Source organism: Bradyrhizobium sp. CSA207 (assembly GCF_029051685.1).
In the GTDB taxonomy this organism is placed as follows: Bacteria; Pseudomonadota; Alphaproteobacteria; order Rhizobiales; family Xanthobacteraceae; genus Bradyrhizobium.
The window spans coordinates 26,120-46,218 of the sequence record NZ_JAACFT010000017.1 but is presented as its reverse complement, the minus strand read 5'-3'; the positions used below and the strand labels follow the sequence as shown (position 1 = coordinate 46,218).

The window sequence follows — 20,099 nt, the reverse complement described above, 5'->3', positions numbered from 1 at the left end:
GACCCACCCCGTTGGAGTATTCATTGTTGTTCCCGACCGATTATATTATGAATTCAAAATGAGCAAGGCGAGCGCCACTCAAGGCGATGTCGCTGCGTCCCCTGGGGACTCGGTCAGGTGCTCAATCGCGGCCGTCCGCTTGTTGCGCAGGTGCTGGAACAGGATGTCGCTCAACTCGCCGCCGGCGCGGCGGCGGAGTGCGTCGAGGATGGCCTCATGCTCGCGCATCGCTTCCGCCCAGCGCTGCCGCTTGCGGGCGAAATTGGCGGAGTAGCGGACGCGGCGGATCCGCCCCGCGAAGTTGCCATAGGCCGTCTTCAGCGTCTCGTTGCGCGCGGCGGCGACGATGCTCTCGTGGATGCGCTGGTTGATCTGGAAATAGCCATGCATGTCGCGATGCAGGTAATGACCGTACATCTCGTAATGCAGCTGCTCGATCGCGGTGATTTCCTCGTCGGTGATGGCTTCGCAGGCGAGCCGTCCGGCAAGGCTTTCCAGTCCCGCCATCACGTCGAACAGCTCCTCGAGGTCGCGCTGGCTGAGCTGGCGCACCCGCGCGCCGCGGTTGGGCAGGAGCTCGATCAGGCCTTCCGCGGCGAGCACCTTCAGCGCCTCGCGCAACGGCGTGCGGGAGATGCCGAGCATCTCGCAAAGCTGACGCTCGGGAACGCGGGCGCCGTTCGGGATGTTGCCCTCGACCACGTAGTCGCGCAGCCGAAGCAGGATCTCGTCATGAAGCGAGGCTTCCTGGCGGTCGCCGCCATTGCCGGCCGGCGGGGCGATAGGAACCCCGGTATCGGGAATCGTGGATTTCATTTGCAGCACAATAGTTTGCCCAGTTCGTCGCGTCGACGGCCACAATCGAATACCAAATTTCGATTGAAATGACAAAAAATGAATGCAAAATAGTCAAATAAGCCGGCCAGAATCCGTCGCCAGGGAGGTTTTCATGCATCAGGGACGCCATTTCCTCCAGATTCCGGGCCCGAGCCCGGTCCCCGACCGCGTTCTTCGCGCCATGGACATGCCGGTCATCGACCACCGGAGTGCGGAATTTGGGGAGCTCGGGCGGGCCGTGCTCGAAGGCAGCCAGAAAATCTTCCAGACCGCGTGTCCGGTTGTGATCTTCCCCTCCTCGGGGACCGGTGCCTGGGAAGCTGCGATCGTCAACACGCTGTCGCCGGGTGACAAGGTCCTGATGGTCGAGACCGGCCACTTCGCCACCCTCTGGCGCCAGATGGCGGCACGTTTCGGCATCGAGGTCGATTTCGTTCCCGGCGATTGGCGCCGTGGCGCCGATCCGGCCCTGATCGAGGCGAAGCTCACCGACGACACCGTGCGGGCGATCAAGGCGGTGATGGTCGTGCACAACGAGACCTCGACCGGCGCGACCAGTCGCATCGCCGATATCCGGGCCGCGATCGACCGCACCTCGCACCCGGCGCTGCTGATGGTCGACACCATCTCCTCGCTCGGTTCGGTCGACTATCGACATGACGAATGGAAGGTCGATGTCAGTGTCAGCTGCTCGCAGAAGGGTTTCATGCTGCCGCCCGGCCTCGGCTTCAACGCGATCTCGGAAAAGGCCCGCGCCGCGTCGAAGACCAACAGGATGCCGCGCTCCTATTTCGACTGGGAGGAGATGCTCAAGCCGAATGCAAAGGGCTTCTTCCCCTACACGCCGGCGACCAATTTGCTCTATGGCCTGCGCGAAGCGATCGCGATGCTGCTCGAAGAGGGGCTCGACAACGTCTTCGCGCGCCACGAGCGGTTAGCTGCCGCAACCCGCGCCGCAGTCAACCATTGGGGTCTCGAGGTGCTCTGCCAGGAGCCCGCCGAGTTCTCGCCGGTGCTCACCGCAGTGCTGATGCCGCCCGGTCATGACGCCGACCAGTTCCGCAAAGTCGTGCTCGACAATTACAACATGTCGCTCGGCTCCGGCCTGTCGAAGGTCGCCGGAAAAGTCTTCCGCATCGGCCATCTCGGCGAATGCAACGCGCTGACGCTGCTCGGTGCGCTCACCGGCGTGGAGATGGGAATGTCGGTCGCAGGCGTGCCGCACCGCTCCGGCGGCGTCGAGGCGGCGATGAAGCTGCTGGAGCAGCGCACGCAGGGCAATTCCTCGCCTCATCTGAAGGTGGTTGGCACTTAGAGCGCGAGGCGCGCACCGACAATCATAAAAACAGCAATAGGGAGGGGTGGAGATGGGAGTTCGGTTCAAGGCCACGCATGTCGTGCTGGCGATGCTCTGCGCGATGTATTTCATCACCTATGTCGACCGGGTGAACATCGGCACCGCGGCGAGCGAAATCCAGAAGGAGCTTGGTCTCTCGAACACCCAGCTCGGCCTCGTTTTCTCAGCATTCGCCTATCCCTATTTGTTGTTTCAGGTGATCGGCGGCTGGGTCGGCGATCATTTCGGGCCGCGCAAGACGCTGTTCTGGTGCGGCATGATCTGGGCGGTGGCGACCATCATGACCGGCCTCGTGCATGGTCTTACCGCGCTGTTCATCGCGCGCTTTGCGCTCGGCTTCGGCGAGGGCGCGACCTTTCCGACCGCGACGCGTGCGATGCAATACTGGACGCCCGCGAACCGCCGCGGCTTCGCGCAGGGGCTGACCCATTCCTTCGCCCGGCTCGGCAATGCGGTGACGCCGCCGGCCGTCGCGCTGCTGATCCTCTGGCTGACGTGGCGCGGGGCGTTCGTCGTGCTCGGCTTCGTGAGCCTGGTCTGGGGCGTCATCTGGGTCTGGTACTTCCGCAACGAGCCGAAGGAGCATGCCTCGATCACCGAAGCCGAGCTCGCGGCGCTGCCGCCGCGCCCGACCGGCGAGCGGCCGCGCGTACCGTGGGGCCCGCTGCTCGGCCGCATGTGGCCGGTGACGCTGACCTATTTCTGCTACGGCTGGTGCCTGTGGCTCTACCTCAACTGGCTGCCGCTGTTCTTCAAGAACAACTACAGTCTCGACATCAAGAACTCGGCGCTGTTCGCCTCGGGCGTCTTCTTCGCTGGCGTGGTCGGCGACAGTGTCGGCGGCGTGCTGTCGGACAAGATCCTCGACCGCACCGGCAATGTCCGCCTGGCGCGGCTCAGCGTCACCGTTGCGGGATTTGCCGGCGCCTTGCTGTCGCTGCTGCCGATCCTGTTCGTCCACGACATCACCGTCGTTGCGCTATGTCTGTCGGCAGGCTTCTTCTGCGCCGAGCTGGTGATCGGCCCGATGTGGTCGATCCCGATGGACATCGCCCCGAAATATTCCGGAACAGCATCGGGACTGATGAACACGGGGTCGGCCTTCGCCGCCATCGTCTCCCCTCTGGTCGCGGGCTTCGTGATCGATGCGACCGGCAATTGGTACCTGCCATTCCTGATGTCGATGGGGCTGTTGCTGCTCGGCGGCTTCTCAGCCTTCCTGATGCATCCGGAGCGTCCGTTCACGGAGGCCGAAGGGCACCTGCCGTCAGGGAAGCTGGTGGCCGCGGAGTAGGGGGCGGCGAAGGTCCGCCGGTTATGCATGGGAGGCGCCTTAAGGAGAGGGGACAAGCCGGTCAAATGGTGCTATTCGGCGCCATCAAAATCAAGGCAAGACCGGGAAGGACGCCGATGACCGTGCACACTGGAAGGCATTTTCTTCAGATTCCAGGGCCGACCAACGTGCCCGACCGGGTGCTCCGGGCGATGGACATGCCGACGCTGGACCATCGCGGTCCGGAGTTCGCCGAGCTCGGTTTTGCTGTCCTGGCCTCGATGCAGCGCGTGTTCCGCACCAGGCAGCCCGTGATCATCTTCCCCTCGTCCGGCACCGGCGCCTGGGAAGCGGCCATGGTCAACGTGCTTGCGCCCGGCGACAAGGTGCTGATGTGCGAGACCGGGCAGTTCGCCATCCTGTGGCGCGGCATTGCCGACAAGTTCAAACTCGACGTCGACTTCATCCCGAGCGATTGGCGCCATGGCGCCGATCTTGCCGAGATCGAGCAGCGCCTCGTCGCCGACAAGCAGCACAAGATAAAGGCGGTCTGCGTCGTGCACAACGAGACCTCGACCGGCTGCGTAACGCCGCCGCTCGACGTGCGCAAGCTGCTCGACCGGGTCAAGCATCCGGCGCTCTTGATGGTCGACACCATCTCCGGCCTCGGCTCGATGGAATACGAGCATGACGCTTGGGGCATCGACGTCTCGGTCGCCGGCTCGCAGAAGGGCCTGATGCTGCCGCCGGGCCTCGGCTTCAACGCCGTCTCGGACAAGGCGCTCGCCGTTGCGAAGGCCAATCCGGGCATGCGCTCCTACTGGGACTGGCAAGAAGTCATCACCTTCAACAAGCTCGGCACCTTCCCCTATACGCCGGCGACCAACCTGCTGTTCGGCCTGCGCGAAGCGGTGAAGATGCTTGAGGAGGAGGGGCTCGAGAACGTGTGGACCCGTCACAAGCGTCATAGCGCGGCAACGCGCGCGGCGGTCAAGGTCTGGGGTCTGGAGACGCAGTGCGCCGATCCTGCCGCGCACTCGCCGGCTCTCACCGGCGTGCGCGTGCCGGATGGACACGACGCCGACGCCTTCCGCAAGGTCGTGCTGGAGAATTTCGACATGTCGCTCGGCACCGGCCTGAACAAGGTCAAGGGCAAGGTGTTCCGCATCGGCCATATCGGCCATTTCAACGACCTGATGCTGATGGGTACGCTCGCCGGCGTCGAGATGGGCCTCGATCTTGCAAAGATCCCGCACCGGAGCGGCGGCGTGCTGGCGGCCATGGACGTCCTGAAGGGACGCGACGTGGTGCCGATGGCCAAGGCGCAGGTGGCTTGAAGGCTCAAAGCCTGAACCAACTGTAGAAAAGTGAAGAAGTGAGCGCGCGATGAACGCACCGACGACGACCAACGAGGACCTGCTCTACTCCGTCCAGGACGGCATCGCGCGGATCACCTTCAACCGCCCCCAGGCGCGCAATGCGCTCACCTTCGCCATGTACGAGCGCATGGCGCAGATCTGCCGGGACATCAACGCCGACCGTTCGATCAAGGCGCTGATCCTGACCGGCGCCGGCGACAAGGCATTCGCCTCCGGTACCGACATCTCGCAGTTCCGCGCCTTCAAGACCGCACAGGATGCGCTCGACTATGAGGCGCGGATCGACCGCGTGCTCGGCACGCTGGAGCAGTGCCGCGTGCCCGTGATCGCGGCGATCGCCGGCGCCTGCACCGGCGGCGGCGCCGGGATTGCGGCCTGCTGCGACCTCCGCATCGGCACCCAAACCACCCGCATCGGCTTTCCGATCGCGCGCACGCTCGGCAACTGCCTGTCGATGTCGAACATCAGCCGCGTCGTCTCGCTGGTCGGTCCGGCCCGCACCAAGGACCTGATCTTCAAGGCACGACTGGTCGAGGCGCCGGAAGCCCTGGCGCTCGGCCTGCTCAACGAGGTCGTGCCCGACGTCGAGACGCTGCAGCGCCGCGCCGACGAGACCGCAAAGCTCGTCGCCAGCCACGCGCCGCTCACGCTCGAAGCCACCAAGGAGGCGGTGCGCCGCATCCGCCGCACGCTGTCGCGCGAAGAGGGCGAGGATCTGATCCTCAAGGCCTATATGAGCGAAGATTTCCGCGAGGGCATGGACGCCTTCCTCAACAAGCGTACGCCGAACTGGAAGGGCAAATAAGGTCTGTCCGGGTTCGATTTCGTCAGCCGAAAGTCATATGCAGCGGGATGCCAGCTTGCTTGAACTCACCAACATTACTCCGCACAATGCGCCGATAAATTCCCGGCATTAAAAAGCCAATAATAACCAGGGGACGAAACTCGTGCGAATTCCAGTGAAAGCCGTCGGCGTCGCGGTGGCGCTATTGTTGAGCGCACCAGCCCTTGCCGGCTGGGAGCCGACAAAACCCGTCGAGATCGTGGTGGCGGCTGGCGCAGGCGGCGCCTCCGACCAGATGGCGCGGATGATGCAGGCCGCGATCCAGAAGAACAGCCTGATGAAGCAGCCGATCGTGGTCTCGCTCAAGGGCGGCGCTTCAGGCGCGGAAGCGCTGATGTACATGAAATCCAGCGAGGGCGATCCGAACAAGGTGCTGATCGCCTATTCGCTGATCTACATGCTGCCGCTGTCGGCGAAGATCCCATTCAACTGGCGTGAGCTGACTCCGGTCTCGGTGGTTGCGCTCGACCAGTTCGTGCTGTGGGACAATAGCGCGGGGCCCAAGACGGTGAAGGAATTCGTCGCGGCCGCGAAGGCCGCGAGCGCCCCGTTTAAGATGGGCGGTACCGGCTCCAAGCGCGAGGATCACGTTCTGACCGTGTTCCTTGAGCAGAAGACCGGCGCGAAATTCTCCTATCTGCCCTACAAGTCCGGCGGCGAGGCTGCGACCCAGCTCGTCGGCAACCACACCGAATCCAATGTCAACAACCCGAGCGAAAATCTCGAAGTCTGGCGCGCGGGCCAGGTGCGTCCGCTCTGCGTGTTCGACAAGGAGCGCATCTCCTACACCACCAAGGTGACGGACACGCAGTCCTGGGCCGACATCCCGACCTGCAAGGAGGAGGGAGTCGACGTCCAGTATCTGATGCTGCGCGCAATGTTCCTGCCCGGCAAGGTCACGGCTGAGCAGCAGGCGTTCTATGTCGAGCTGTTCCAAAAGGTGACGCAGACCGCGGAGTACAAGGACTACATGGAAAAGCAGGCGTTGAAGCCGATCTTCCTCACCGGAAAGGACATGGTGCAATTCCTCGAGGAGGACGATGCAGTCAACAAATCGCTGATGACGGAAGCCGGATTCGTCGCGAAGTAGCTTTGTCTTCTCCCTCTCCCCGTTCTTACGGGGAGAGGGTCGGGGTTAGGGGCCTCTCCGCGAGTCCAACCCTCACCGTCGCCGCGGAGACTCCCCTCACCCTGACCCTCTCCCCGCAAGCGGGGGAGAGGGGAAATTGAACTTACTCCGTCCCTCACAGCTCATGTCCCAAACCGATCTTGAAATCGTTGTCGAGGATCCAACCGCGCCCGAACACGACTCGCCTTCTGTCGTCAGCTCGGGCACGGTTGAAATTGTGGTCTCCCTGCTCCTTCTTGCGCTGGCTGCAACGCTTGGCTACGACAATTGGCGCACCGGCATCTCCTGGGATTCGACCGGGCCAGAGCCTGGCTATTTCCCGTTCTATCTCTCGACCATCCTCGGCGGCGGCAGCCTTTACGGCTTGATTGTCGCTCTGCTTGCCCGCCGCGCGGCGTCCGAAACCTTCGTCACGCGCGCGCAGGCCCGCCGCGTTCTGGCGGTGTTCGTGCCGACGTTGTTGTTCTGTCTGGTGACGCAGTTCCTCGGCCTCTATGTCGCGAGTTTCCTCTTGATCGCAAGTTTCATGCGACTGGTCGGCAAGATCGCGCTGTGGAAGTCGCTGCTCACCGCTTTCCTGTTCACGGCGATCATGTTCGTCACCTTCGACATCGCCTTCGACGTCATCATGCCGAAGGGACCGCTCGAAGCGGCCTTCGGCTACTAGGCGGGTAGCGATGGAAGCGTTCGGTCTTTTGGTCCACGGCTTCGCCGTCCTGCTCACGTGGAAGACACTGGTGTTGATGATGGTCGGGCTGGTGCTCGGCATCTTCGTCGGCGTGCTCCCCGGCCTCGGCGGCCCCAACGGCGTGGCGATCCTCTTGCCGCTGACCTTCACGATGGATCCGACCTCGGCGATCGTGATGTTGTCCTGCATCTACTGGGGCGCGCTGTTCGGCGGCGCCATTACATCGATCCTGTTCAACATCCCCGGCGAAGCCTGGTCGGTCGCGACCACCTTCGACGGCTATCCGATGGCGCAGCAGGGCAGGGCGGCGGAGGCGCTGACGGCGGCGTTCACGTCCTCCTTCGTCGGCTCGCTTGTCGCGGTTCTGCTGATCACCTTCCTTGCGCCGATGATCTCGTCCTTTGCGCTGAAGTTCGGCCCGCCCGAGTTCTTCGCGGTCTATCTGCTGACCTTCTGCTCCTTCGTCGGCCTCGGGCGCGAGGCCAAGCACAAGACGGTGATCTCGATGTCGCTCGGCCTCCTGCTCGCCGGCGTCGGCATGGATACCGTGTCGGGCCAGTTGCGCATGACCTTCGGCACCGCGGAGTTGTTGCGGGGCATCAACTTCCTCGTTGCCGTCATCGGCCTGTTCGGCATCAGCGAGATCCTGCTGACCATGGAGGAGCGCCTGGCGCTGCGCGGCCACGCGGCCAGCATTTCGCTTCGCGTCGTGCTGAGCGTGTGGAAGGACCTGCCGAAATACTGGGTGACGCTGCTGCGCTCCTCCTTCATCGGCTGCTGGCTCGGCATTACCCCGGGTGGCGCGATCGCGGCGTCCTTCATGGGGTACAATCTCGCCAAGCGTTTCGCCAATGATCCCGAGAGTTTTGGCAAAGGCCGCATCGAGGGCGTGTTCGCGCCCGAAACTGCGGCGCACGCCTCCGGCACCGCGGCGCTGTTGCCGATGCTGGCGCTCGGCATTCCCGGCTCCGGCACTGCCGCGATCCTGCTCGGCGGCTTGATGGTGTGGGGGCTCAATCCGGGGCCGCTGCTGTTCGTCGAGCACAAGGACTTCGTCTGGGGCCTGATTGCCTCGATGTATCTCGGCAACGTCGTCGGCCTCATGCTGGTGCTGACGACGGTGCCGATCTTCGCGTCCATTTTGCGCGTGCCGTTTGCGGCGGTGGCGCCGATGATCGTGGTGTCCTGCGCGATCGGCGCCTATGCGATCCAGAACGCGATGTTCGACATCTGGCTGATGCTGGGTTTCGGCGTTGTCGGCTATGTCTTCAAGAAGATCGGCATTCCCCTTGCGCCGTTCACGCTGGCGCTCGTGCTCGGCAACCGCGCCGAGGATGCCTTCCGCCTCTCGATGATCGGCTCCGGCGGCGACCTCAAGGTGTTCTGGTCAAATGGCCTGGTCGGCTCGATCACGACGCTGGCGATCGTGCTGCTTTTCTGGCCGTTGATCGACGGTTTACTGAGCCGCGCGGGATCGACGCAGGGCGCGAAACCGGCCTCCCCCTAAGGGGTATTTTCTGCTTACGCCAAATGGATAGTGGGGGGTAGCAGTGCTCTCTGGGCTGCGCGAGGCCCTATGTCAAGGCACCTGTCATGGTCGATCGGTCTGGAGCTGGGCTGGCTTCCATCGTGCCGGGGCCCGACGGCCTCAAACCACCTTCGCCTCTCTGAGTTCTGCGATCTCGTCCGCGGCGAAGCCGAATTCCTTCAGCACCTCATCCGTCTGCTCGCCGAATTCCGGCGGCCGCGCCACCATCTTGCTTGGCGTGCGCGACAGCGTGACGGGCTGGCCAACCAGGCGGATGTCGCGATTCTCCACGTTCGGCACGTCCTGCGCGATGCCGAGATGCTTGACCTGCGCGTCCTCGAACATCTGATCTATGGCGTAGATCGGCCCGCAAGGCACGCCGGCCTCGTTGAGCTCCCTGACCCAGGTCTCGGTCGACTTCGTAACCGTGCGCTTCTCGATTTCGGCATTGAGCGCGTCGCGGTTCTTGGAGCGTGCGGGTGCAGTCGCATAATCGGGATGGCTGTAGAGCTCCGGCGCGCCGACTGCCTGCGCGCAGCGCTCCCAGATCCGCCCGCCGGTCGTTGCGATGTTGATGTAGCCGTTGGAGGTCTTGAACACCCCGGTCGGGATGCTGGTGGGGTGGTTGTTGCCGGCCTGTTTGGCGACCTCCTTCTCCATCAGCCAGCGCGCGGCCTGGAAGTCGAGCATGAAGATCTGCGCCTGCAACAGCGAGGTCTGCACCCACTGGCCCTTGCCCGAGACCTCGCGCTCCAGCAGCGCGGTGAGGATGCCCATGGCGCAGAACAGGCCGGCGGTGAGGTCGGCAACGGGAATGCCGACCCGCATCGGGCCTTCGCCCGGCGCGCCGGTGATCGACATCAGCCCGCCCATGCCCTGCGCGATCTGATCGAACCCCGGCCGCTTGTGATAGGGCCCGTCCTGGCCGAAGCCGGAGATGCTGCCATAGACGATCCGCGGGTTGATCTCGCGCAGGCTCTCATAGTCGATGCCGAGCTTCTTCTTCACGTCGGGCCGGAAATTCTCGACCACGACGTCCGCCTTGGCGGCCAAGCGCTTGAACACCGCTAGCCCGCGCCGGTCCTTCAGGTTCAGCGTCATCGCCCGCTTGTTGCGGTGCAAATTCTGGAAGTCGGCCCCGTGCCGAGGGCCGCCCGGCTGCTCGCCGCCGACGTCCTCGGTCAGCGCATCGATCTTGATCACGTTGGCGCCCCAGTCCGCGAGCTGTCGCACGCAGGTGGGCCCGGACCGGACACGGGTCAGATCGAGCACGGTGAAGCGCGACAGGGCTTCGGAGGCATGCGGAAACGGCATCTTGAAAGGCTCCGGGACAGATTACGGACCCACCATAGAGCCGAAACATCAAGCGGCAAGCTGCGCAGGCGCGGACGTTGCCTGTCGAAATGCAAGGCCTTGCCTGTCTGTTCCCGGGTGTTTCAATCCAGTAACCGGGTGCCGTAACCCTGCCGTATCGTACGCTGGTGTAGGCAACCCACGGGCGAGCTGGGCGCCCATCCGGCCGTCATCAACAGCCAGCTGGCCGAGAAAGCGGCGGCAGCCAGAACGGTTGACACAACGCTAAGACGACCTGATAAGCCTCTTCCAAGAATGGGGTAGGGCATGGATCTGCGGCGGATCTTGGAGTCGCCAGCTGTCTATCAGAAGTTCCAGGAGCTGGGCGGTTTTTTCGGTGCCCGGCTCAAGGCGATGATGGCTTACATGCCGCCTCTGCCCGACGGCTCGACCGTGTTCGACATTGGGTGCGGACCGGGACATATCGTCGAGCACCTTGGTAAGGTGAACTATCACGGCTTCGACGTAGCGCCGGACTACATAGAGTTTGCGCAACGTACGTTTGGCCACCTCGGCACTTTCCATCTGCGCCAGTTCGACGCGACGGCAGTGGTCGAGTTCGGCAAGGCAAGAGCTGTGATGATGAACGCGCTCATTCATCATCTATCCGACGAGCAGGCCGTCTCGTTGTTCAGGACAGTGCGCGACAGCCTGGAAGACGAGGGCTTCGTCTTTACGCTCGACGGCTGCCTCCGTGAAGGCCAGCACCCGTTTGCGCGATGGATGCATACTCATGACCGCGGCGAGTTCGTGCGTACTGAGGAAGGCTATCGGCGCATCCTTGAGCAGGTATTCCCTCGCGTGACCATGCACATTCGCGAAGATCTTTCGTGGGTGCCGCACACTTATTGCGTCACGGTCTGCCACTTGGCGAACCGTTGATCCTCCCGACGAGCAGGGAAAATAGCCAATCAGGCCCAATTGCGGTAGTATAATACTGTAAGTTCGTATTGGTTTGCCGGCCAGAAAGCGTCGTATAGAAGCGACTATGCGGCCACTTGCAGTTGCCGTCGGAGATAGTGGATGAAAGTGGTTATCCTTGCGGGCGGTTTGGGCACGCGCATTGCCGAAGAGACGACGACGCGCCCGAAGCCCATGGTCGAAATCGGCGGTAAGCCGATCCTGTGGCACATCATGAAGATCTACAGCCGCTATGGCTTCAATGATTTCGTGATTTGCCTCGGCTATAGGGGCTACATGATCAAGGAATACTTTGCGAATTACTTCCTGCACATGTCCGACGTGACCTTCCATCTCGCAGAGAATCGGATGGAGGTGCATCGCGAGACCGCCGAACCCTGGCGGGTCACGCTGGTCGACACCGGCGAGGATACCCAGACCGGAGGCCGGCTGAAGCGGGCGCTGCCCTACGTCGCGAACGAGCCCTTCTTCGCGCTCACCTATGGCGACGGCGTTGCCGACATCGATCTCGCGGCCCAGATCGCGTTCCACCGGGAACATGGCCGCGAGGCAACCGTGTCGGTGGTGCGGCCGGCCCGGCGATTCGGCGCTGTGGCGATCGAAGGCGACAAGGTGGTCAATTTCGAAGAGAAGCCGCTCAACGATGGCGGCTGGATCAATGGTGGGTTCTTCCTGCTGTCGCCTTCCGTCGGTGGTCTGATTGCAGGCGATCAAACCGTGTGGGAACGCGAGCCGATGGAGCAACTCGCACGCAACGACCAGCTCCGCGCCTTTGTGCATCCCGGTTTCTGGCACCCGATGGATACCTTGCGCGACCGCAACTACCTCGAGGACGAGTGGGCCAACAACCGCGCCCGGTGGAGGGTTTGGTGACGGATCCGGCGTTCTGGCGCGGCAAGAAGGTTTTTCTGACCGGGCACACCGGTTTCAAGGGTGCGTGGGCATCGCTGCTGCTGCGGCGCTTCGGCGCCAGTGTCTATGGCTACGCCTTGCCGCCGACCGATCCATCGTCGCTGTTCGTGGCGGCGGGAATCGCCGCCGACATCAAGCAATGCCTTGCCGACATCCGAGATCTTGGCAGGTTGAGTGCGGCCATGTCGGAAGCTCAGCCCGACGTGATCATTCACATGGCAGCGCAGGCGCTGGTGCGGCCGTCCTACGCCGAACCGGTCGGAACCTTCGCGACCAATGTAATGGGGACGGTTCATGTGCTCGAGGCCGCGAGGCATCTGCCGTGCGTGAAGGCCGTGCTGATTGTCACCAGCGACAAATGCTACGAGAACGATGGCGGCCAGGCCGCCTTCCGCGAGAGCGATCGGCTCGGCGGCAACGATCCCTACAGCAACAGCAAGGCCTGTGCGGAACTCGTGACCTATTCCTATCGGCGAAGCTTCTTTGCCGAGAACGGCGCGGCGCGCATCGCGAGCGCGCGGGCAGGAAACGTATTTGGCGGCGGCGACTGGGCGCGTGATCGCCTGGTGCCGGATGCAATGCAAGCGTTCCTGGACCATCAGCCGCTACGCATTCGCAATCCCAATTCGGTGCGTCCCTGGCAGCATGCGCTCGATCCCATCCTGGGCTATCTCACCCTCGTCGAGAGGTTGATGGCTGACGCCAGCTTTGCCGACGGTTGGAACTTTGGTCCGAATGCCGACAGCGAGCAGCCGGTGCGGAACGTCGTGGAGCATCTGCAGACGATGTGGGGCGATGGCGCGGACTGGATCAGCGATGACGGCCCGCATCCGCATGAAGCGGCTTTTCTGAGGCTTGACTGCGAGCGGGCCCGCTCGCAGCTCAACTGGACGCCGCGTCTCGACCTCGTCCAGGGGCTGGGTCTCACCGTCGACTGGTACAAGGCGTTTCAACGCGGTCAGGATTTGCGACAAATCTCGCTCGAACAGCTCGAATTCGTCCTGGGTGACGTCGTCGCGAACGGCGCATCGCAGTCGGTATCGGAACAAACGCGCGGTCAGGTCGCCGCGGTCAACGCGAAGTGATTCACATGAAGTCGGTGTCAGCGCCCGCGCGGGCGGGTCAACGAAGCCCTGAAGAGATCAGGGCATCGATCATGGAACTCGTGGAGGAATACTCCGCCCTCGCGCATGCGCCGAAACCGTTTATCGCCGGCCAGTCGTCCGTGCCGGTATCGGGGCGCGTGTTCGATGCGAGCGACGTCAAATCGCTGGTCGATTCCGCACTGGACTTCTGGCTGACCACCGGGCGTTTCAATGAGGAGTTCCAGCAGAAGCTCGCCAAACGTGTCGGCGCCCGTTATGCCATGACCGTCAACTCCGGCTCCTCGGCCAATCTCGTGGCCTTCTCGGCCCTGACCTCGCCCTTGCTGCGCGACCGGCAGGTTCCGCACGGCAGCGAGGTGATCACGGCTGCGACCGGATTTCCGACGACCGTCAATCCCGCGATGACACAGGGCATGGTGCCCGTGTTCGTCGACGTGGACATTCCCACCTACAACATCATTCCGGAACGTATTGAAGAGGCGATCACGCCGAACACGCGCGCGATCATGGTGGCGCACACGCTCGGCAATCCCTTCGATGTCGGCAAGATTGCCGATATCGCCAAGCGACACAAGCTCTGGCTGATCGAGGATTGTTGCGACGCGCTCGGTGCGACCTTCTCGGGGCGGCACGTCGGTACGTTCGGCGACATCGGCACGCTCAGCTTCTACCCGGCTCATCACATCACGATGGGCGAGGGCGGCGCCGTATTCACCAGCCATCCGGTGCTGCGCAGGGCGATGGAGACGTTCCGCGACTGGGGACGCGACTGCTATTGCGATCCTGGCAAGGACAACACCTGTCAGCGCCGCTTCGATTGGCAGCTCGGCGAACTGCCCTATGGCTATGACCACAAGTACATCTATAGCCATCTCGGCTTCAATCTGAAGATCACCGACATGCAGGCGGCGGTCGGCGTATCCCAGCTCGATCATCTAGAGGGCTTCATCGCTGCCAGGCGACGGAATTTCGATCTGTTGAAGCGTGGGCTCAAGCCGCTCGAGGAATTCTTCATCCTGCCCGAGCCGACGCCGAACAGCGAGCCGTCCTGGTTCGGCTTCGTGCTGACGGTCCGCGAGAGCGCACCGTTCAAGCGTGACGCCATCGTGCGCCATTTGAACGAAGGCGGGATCGGCACCCGGCTGTTGTTCGGCGGCAATCTGGTGCGCCAACCCTATATGACCGGACGGAATTTCCGCGTGCACGGCTCGCTCGCAAACAGCGATACGATCATGAACCAGACTTTCTGGATCGGCGTCTATCCGGGGCTTGGCGACGAGCATATCGACTACGTGCTTCAGGTGATCCAGGATTTCTGCGCCGCCCAGACAAGCGGCGTCTAGTGTGGGAATGACGCGATGACCGGAGCACAGTACATTGCGGAATTCCTGGCGCGAGTCGGAAGCGATCGGGTCTTTCTCCTGACAGGCGGCGCCTGCGCCTTCATGATCGATGCTATCGCGCAGCATCCGAAGCTCCGCTACACCTGCTTCCAGCACGAGCAGGGCGCGGCGATGGCCGCGGACGCGCTTTGGCGCGTCAATCGCAAGGTTGGCGTCACGCTGGCAACTTCCGGCCCGGGCGCGACCAACCTCATCACCGGCATTGCCACCTCCCATTTCGATTCCATCCCCTCCCTGCACATCACCGGTCAGGTGAACCAGCGCGAGAGCAGCGCATTCCATGGGGCGAATGTGCGCCAGGCCGGGTTCCAGGAAACCAAGATCGTGGAAATGGTGCGGCCTGTCACGAAATACGCCGTGATGGTTACTAGCGCGGCCGAATTGCGCGACGAACTGGCTAAGGCCTATTCGATCGCAACCTCGGGCCGCATGGGGCCGGTGTTGATTGACGTCCCCATGGACATCCAGCAGGCCGAGGTCGGCGACGACATCCTGCTTCCGTCGAGACTGGTGCCGGCGGCCGAGGCGCCGGCGAAGGTGCTGACGGATCTGAAGCGGACGTTGGCCGATGCAACGCGCCCGGTCGTTCTCTGGGGAGCAGGCGTGGGGCTCGCCGGTATCGAGCGCGACGTCGCGGACTGGCTGCGGCAGAGCGGTCTGCCGTTCGTCTCGAGCTGGGCCGGCCTGAGCTTCTTCGATCATGATCATCCCGGCTTCCTCGGGCAGATCGGCGTTTACGGAAATCGCGGCGCGAATTTCGCTTTGCAGAACGCTGATGCCGTGATCGTGCTCGGCAGCCGGCTCGATAACCGCCAACGCTCCGGCAACACCAAGCAGTTTGCGGCCGGCGCCACCGTCCACGTCATCGACATCGACGAGGAGGAACTGGCCAAATATCGCAACGACGGTTATCGCGTCAGTCACCTGGATTTTGCCGAGCTGCCCGATGTGTTGCGCGGGCTCGATACCCGGCCGATGAGCCGGGAGTGGCGCGACTACGTTGCCGACATGAAGCAGCGCTACTACCACAAGGAGGTCAGCACTTCCGCGGCGCGGTTGAACTCACTGTCGCCCTACGACGTGATTCGCCGGGTCAACGAGATCATCGCGGAGGACGCGATCGTCATCGGCGACACCGGTGCTGCGGTTTGCTGGCTCTACCAGGCATTCAAGGTGAAGCGCCACACCCTGTTCAATCCGGGAGGCAATTCGCCGATGGGATACGCGTTGCCGGCCGCGATTGGCGCCAAGATCGACCGCCCGGACCGACAGGTCATTTCCTACAATGGCGATGGCGGATTTCATCTCAACATCCAGGAGCTCCATACCGTCCGGCACAACAATCTCGATATCGCGATCATCGTGATGAACAACGGATCGTACGGGATCATCAAGCAGTTCCAGGACAGCTACATGCATGGCCGCTACAGCGCCTCGCGCGACGGTCTGAGTTTTCCGGATTTCGGAGCTCTCGCAGCGGCCTACGGCCTGCGCTATGCCCGCATCGAGCGCATCGACCAGATTGATCCGGCCTTGTTCACGGGCGGGCCAATCGTGATCGACGTGATGCTGAGTGAGCACACGCTGATCGAACCCAAGCTCGAGATGGGACGGCCCATCAACGATCAGTTTCCCTATCTGAGCGAAAGCGAATACGCGGCAGGCAACCGCTTCGTTGACTATCCGAGGCCGGCATCGCTGCGAACCGTGTAGGATGCGCGCGGCAGCAGCTCACCCCATAGCATTGGCGGAATCGCGATGCGCATATTCGTGACGGGGGCGACTGGCTTCTTGGGGTCCTACGTCGCAGAAGACCTGGTCGGGCAGGGACATGACGTCGCTGTGCTGCTGCGACCGGGCACCAGGCCCTGGCGGCTGGCGACCATCCTGGACCGCCTCACCGTCATCGAGGGCGCGCTGGATGACCCGGCAGCGCTCGGGAATGGACTTCGTTCCTTCGCGCCGGATGCCGTCGTGCACATGGCCTGGCGCGGGGTGGGCAACAGCGAACGCAACAGCGGGGATCAGGCGCGCAACATCGTCGATGCCGTGGAGCTCGCGGGCCTCGCCGCAGACGCAGGTGCAACGATTTTCGTGGGCGCGGGATCGCAGGCCGAATACGGTCCCTACGATCGCGCGATCGCCGAGAGCGACGCTCCGCGCCCGACGACACTATACGGCATTGCCAAGCTCGCGAGTGGCCTGATGATCGAGCGGCGCTGTGCCGAGCGCACGCTACGCTTCGTCTGGCTGCGCATATTCTCGACCTACGGTCCGAAAGATGGCGAGGCGTGGCTGATTCCGAGCCTGATCCGCACCCTGCGTGCCAATGGACACATGGCGCTGACCGCCTGCGAGCAGCGCTGGGGCTTCCTGCACGCCCGCGATGCTGCGGCCGCCGTCGGCCTCGTGCTCGCAAGCCCGGCGGCACAAGGCACCTATAATCTCGGCAGTCCCGATGCCCCGCAGCTTCGCGATACCGTGAGGCGGCTGCGCGAGCTGATCGGCGCTGGCGAACTTGGCTTTGGCGAAGTGCCATATCGGCCGGACCAGGTCATGGTGCTGGCCGCGAACATGGCGCGGCTGGAAGCTTTGGGCTGGCGTCCGATGGTCGGGCTCGATCAGGGACTGCGTGAAACGCTAGCCTGGCACGAAGCCGCGGAACAGGGCGGGAACTGAGCCTTAAAGTTTGGGCTGCCCGTCGAAATTGACGCGCTCGCGCTCGAACACGACGGGCTTTTCGCGGACCTGGCCGTAGATCGCTAGGATGTATTCCCCGAGCATGCCCATGAAGAAGAGCTGGACGCCGCCGAAGAAGAACATCGCGACGATGAGGGTCAATATGCCGGGCTCGGCAAGGCTCTGGTAGAGGAGCAGGCCGAGCAGCAGGTTGACGAGGGCATAGGCGATGCTAGCGAAGGAGAGCACGAAACCGGCATACAGGCCGAACCGCAGCGGCGCCGACGTGAAGGAGACCAGGCCATTGATCCCCTGGTCGATGAGCGCCGCCGCGCGATTTTTCGACAACCCTTTCTTGCGCGCGCGCCAGGTGTAGGGCACACCGACAGCGCGGCCGCCGCATTCGAAGGTCATCATCCGCATGAACGGATATCCGTCACGCACCTGTCGCATCCGCTCGACCACATTGCGGTCGACGAGCTGGAAGTCGCCGACGCCCGGCGGCACCTTGATCTCGGAGAAGCGAGTGAGCACGCGGTAATAGGAATTGCGGATTCCGCGCATCATTCGCCCTTCCTCTCGCACCGCTCGAATGCCGTAGACGATCTCGCTGCCCGCTTCCCACAGCTTGACGAAGTCGGGCAACAGTTCCGGCGGATCCTGGAGGTCGGCCGGCAGGAACAGAAGTACCGCGTCGCCGCTCGAGGCCATCACACCGTTGAAGGTGTTGCGGAGCGGCCCGAAATTGCGCGCGTTCACGATGATCCGCACCGACTTGTCCGAGGCCGCGATCTCCCGCAGGATTTCCACAGTACGGTCTTCGGAGGCGTTGTCGCAGAAGACGTGCTCACGCTGGTAGCCCTGGAGCTTTTCGTCAAAGACTCGCCGAACCGCTTCGTAGCAGTCCCTGACGTTGAGCTCTTCGTTGAAACAAGGGGTCACGACACTAATGGTTTTCATGGCTGACTTCTCACTAAAATGATCCCCTGGTGTCGCTCTGCGAATCGAAATGTCACCCGTCGCAAGCCCGGTCGGAGCGGTGGGCGTCGTCAAAGAAGCACCTGTTCCGCCTCGCAGGCCGCCGCTTCATCGGTTTCGCGCAAACAGAACCTCAGAGCTGTTCTCGGCAACCAGTGACCAGCCTGATCCGGGTGAAAGCAGGTCCTTCACATATGCTTCGGCCCGAGGGGTCGCAGCATAGCGTAAGTCCGTCACGAATTTCCCCTCCTTAAACGAAGTCCCGGGTTGCTTCCAGATGTAGTTGCCGGTAGCTCCGCGAGTGAGGACGATGATATCGGGAGCTTCAGTCCTGAGTTGCTCCGCCGTCTGGAGGTTCGTGTAGGTCACGTTCGTCATGACCGGCGGCAAGTAGGTGTAGGCATCGGCCAGAACCTTGGTCCCCCCGGGGTACTTGAGTGAGATGGAATTGCCGAACGCGATCGATTCCGCTTCCGGCTTCCTGGAGGCCCCCGCCATCGCGCGCAGATCGAATCCGACCTGAGTGGAGACGAAAGCCATCAGCAGGATTGCAAATGCTGCGGTGATCAACGCTGGCCGAACAAATCTCCTTGTCAGGACCAGTAGCGCCTCGAGCCATGTTGACGTGCTCAGCAGCAGGAGGAACGGAACGATATGATAGGTGAAGCGAGGCTCGCGCTCGTGAATGGAAATCGCAAGATGTGCGGAGGCAACGAAGACGTAGAGAGCGAGCACGAAACTGGTCCGCATCTGGCCGGAAAGACAGACTGCTCGCCAACCGAGGTCGCGGACACGGACCAGCAGGAACAGACAGGCCAGGAACCATCCGCTGAACAGGTAGATCAGCCCGACACCGAATTCCTGTTTGAGGGGAATGAGCCAGAGCGTCGGATCGGCGGCCTCCGCGATGCCATGCCCCGTGCTGCTGTATTTGATCTGCCAGAGGAAAGTGACGACGAACGTGTTGAAATCCCTAACCGCGTAGGGGTTGGTGATGGCGAAGACAATCACGAAGACGGCGATCATCAACAGGCCTTGACGGAACAGTCTCCCCAGGATCTGAACCGAGAATGGGTGGCTTGCAAGAGTGGTCAGAGCGAGAGGAAGAAAGCTGAACGGCAGGACTGCAGCGCCGACATACTTTGTGCTGAAGGCAAGTCCGGCCCAGAACGCCGATAGCAGCGCAAATCCGAAGGAGGGCCGGACGAGAGACGTGCCGAGACCAAGGATGACGAAGAGGGTCTGCAATGTATCGGGGTGCATCGTACGGGAAAAGAGCACGAAATCCGGCATGGAGGCCAGACCAAGACCCACGGCCGCCGCGACGATCCTCGGCAATCCGAGATGCTCGCCTAGTCTCCACAGCGCAAGAGCAGAAAGAGTGCCTGCAACTATGGAAATGAAGCGGAGAGCGAAGCCGACAAGTTGGGTATTGATGGTCCAACCGAACCGCTCGAAGAACGCGATACAGTAGTAGCCGATGGTGTCGTAGAGATTGCCGTAGCTGAAGAACATATCGGGATCGAGCGTTGTCTGCTCGAGACTCACCTTCAGCTTCGCCACATACCGTGCTTCATCGAGCCCAAACGCCTGTACCATGCCGATGCTGTCGAGGCCATAGATCGCGCCGATCGTGTTCGCCGCGAAGAGGACCGCAACCAGGGCGAAGGCGCAGCCTAGGACGATCCTGTTGATCGCGTTGAGCATGAGAA

At 62.7% G+C, this 20,099-nt stretch carries 17 protein-coding genes; 13 read left to right on the top strand and 4 right to left on the bottom strand.

The window, feature by feature from the left end:
• Window positions 1-78 precede the first annotated feature (78 nt).
• The gene (locus GWG65_RS20185; protein WP_275197287.1) at window positions 79-816 is read right to left on the bottom strand and encodes a GntR family transcriptional regulator; all 738 of its coding nucleotides are present in this window, start codon (window positions 814-816) and stop codon (window positions 79-81) included.
• A gap of 82 nt (window positions 817-898) precedes the next feature.
• Here GWG65_RS20185 and GWG65_RS20180 point away from each other — a divergent pair, with 82 nt between their 5' ends.
• The 7 genes from GWG65_RS20180 to GWG65_RS20150 all read left to right on the top strand — a co-directional run bounded on the left by GWG65_RS20180 (window position 899) and on the right by GWG65_RS20150 (window position 9,014).
• Complete coding sequence (locus GWG65_RS20180; RefSeq protein ID WP_275197286.1) at window positions 899-2,152, top strand: alanine--glyoxylate aminotransferase family protein; 1,254 nt, start codon at window positions 899-901, stop codon at window positions 2,150-2,152.
• A gap of 52 nt (window positions 2,153-2,204) precedes the next feature.
• Window positions 2,205-3,488: an MFS transporter gene (locus GWG65_RS20175; protein WP_275197284.1), complete on the top strand. Its 1,284-nt coding sequence runs from the start codon at window positions 2,205-2,207 to the stop codon at window positions 3,486-3,488.
• A 116-nt stretch (window positions 3,489-3,604) separates the two neighbouring features.
• The gene (locus GWG65_RS20170) at window positions 3,605-4,804 is read left to right on the top strand and encodes an aminotransferase class V-fold PLP-dependent enzyme (protein ID WP_275197283.1); all 1,200 of its coding nucleotides are present in this window, start codon (window positions 3,605-3,607) and stop codon (window positions 4,802-4,804) included.
• Between the two features lie 49 nt (window positions 4,805-4,853).
• Entirely contained in the window at window positions 4,854-5,651 is a 798-nt protein-coding gene (locus GWG65_RS20165; RefSeq protein ID WP_275197282.1) for an enoyl-CoA hydratase/isomerase family protein, read from the top strand.
• A 154-nt stretch (window positions 5,652-5,805) separates the two neighbouring features.
• Window positions 5,806-6,780 (top strand): tripartite tricarboxylate transporter substrate-binding protein, encoded by a 975-nt coding sequence (locus tag GWG65_RS20160; protein ID WP_275197417.1) that lies wholly within the window; start codon window positions 5,806-5,808, stop codon window positions 6,778-6,780.
• A gap of 163 nt (window positions 6,781-6,943) precedes the next feature.
• Window positions 6,944-7,486, top strand: a complete 543-nt coding sequence (locus GWG65_RS20155) for a tripartite tricarboxylate transporter TctB family protein (RefSeq protein ID WP_275197281.1) — start codon at window positions 6,944-6,946, stop codon at window positions 7,484-7,486.
• A 10-nt stretch (window positions 7,487-7,496) separates the two neighbouring features.
• Window positions 7,497-9,014: a tripartite tricarboxylate transporter permease gene (locus GWG65_RS20150; RefSeq protein ID WP_275197280.1), complete on the top strand. Its 1,518-nt coding sequence runs from the start codon at window positions 7,497-7,499 to the stop codon at window positions 9,012-9,014.
• A gap of 141 nt (window positions 9,015-9,155) precedes the next feature.
• On the opposite strand, the gene GWG65_RS20145 is transcribed toward GWG65_RS20150, so the two are convergent.
• Window positions 9,156-10,349, bottom strand: a complete 1,194-nt coding sequence (locus tag GWG65_RS20145) for a CoA transferase (protein ID WP_275197279.1) — start codon at window positions 10,347-10,349, stop codon at window positions 9,156-9,158.
• A gap of 306 nt (window positions 10,350-10,655) precedes the next feature.
• On the opposite strand from GWG65_RS20145, the gene GWG65_RS20140 reads away from it, so the two are divergent.
• The 6 genes from GWG65_RS20140 to GWG65_RS20115 all read left to right on the top strand — a co-directional run bounded on the left by GWG65_RS20140 (window position 10,656) and on the right by GWG65_RS20115 (window position 17,409).
• Window positions 10,656-11,270 (top strand): class I SAM-dependent methyltransferase, encoded by a 615-nt coding sequence (locus GWG65_RS20140; protein WP_275197278.1) that lies wholly within the window; start codon window positions 10,656-10,658, stop codon window positions 11,268-11,270.
• Window positions 11,271-11,411: 141 nt separating this feature from the next.
• The gene (rfbF, locus tag GWG65_RS20135) at window positions 11,412-12,182 is read left to right on the top strand and encodes a glucose-1-phosphate cytidylyltransferase (RefSeq protein WP_275197277.1); all 771 of its coding nucleotides are present in this window, start codon (window positions 11,412-11,414) and stop codon (window positions 12,180-12,182) included.
• The gene (gene rfbG / locus GWG65_RS20130; RefSeq protein ID WP_275197276.1) at window positions 12,179-13,306 is read left to right on the top strand and encodes a CDP-glucose 4,6-dehydratase; all 1,128 of its coding nucleotides are present in this window, start codon (window positions 12,179-12,181) and stop codon (window positions 13,304-13,306) included. The genes rfbF and rfbG overlap by 4 nt, the downstream gene beginning before the upstream one ends.
• A gap of 71 nt (window positions 13,307-13,377) precedes the next feature.
• Window positions 13,378-14,670 carry a lipopolysaccharide biosynthesis protein RfbH gene (rfbH, locus tag GWG65_RS20125; RefSeq protein ID WP_275197275.1) on the top strand — a complete coding sequence of 431 codons (1,293 nt, stop codon included), beginning with the start codon at window positions 13,378-13,380 and terminating at the stop codon, window positions 14,668-14,670.
• 15 nt (window positions 14,671-14,685) lie between these two features.
• A complete protein-coding gene (locus GWG65_RS20120; RefSeq protein WP_275197274.1) occupies window positions 14,686-16,443 on the top strand; it encodes a thiamine pyrophosphate-binding protein in 1,758 nt (585 codons plus the stop codon).
• A gap of 45 nt (window positions 16,444-16,488) precedes the next feature.
• Window positions 16,489-17,409 carry an NAD(P)-dependent oxidoreductase gene (locus GWG65_RS20115; protein ID WP_275197273.1) on the top strand — a complete coding sequence of 307 codons (921 nt, stop codon included), beginning with the start codon at window positions 16,489-16,491 and terminating at the stop codon, window positions 17,407-17,409.
• Window positions 17,410-17,412: 3 nt separating this feature from the next.
• Here the strand turns inward: GWG65_RS20115 and GWG65_RS20110 are convergent, their stop codons facing one another.
• Both GWG65_RS20110 and GWG65_RS20105 read right to left on the bottom strand, forming a co-directional pair.
• Window positions 17,413-18,369, bottom strand: coding sequence for a glycosyltransferase family 2 protein (locus GWG65_RS20110; RefSeq protein ID WP_275197272.1), 957 nt, complete (start codon window positions 18,367-18,369; stop codon window positions 17,413-17,415).
• A gap of 126 nt (window positions 18,370-18,495) precedes the next feature.
• Window positions 18,496-20,094 (bottom strand): hypothetical protein, encoded by a 1,599-nt coding sequence (locus tag GWG65_RS20105; protein WP_275197271.1) that lies wholly within the window; start codon window positions 20,092-20,094, stop codon window positions 18,496-18,498.
• Window positions 20,095-20,099: the final 5 nt, after the last annotated feature.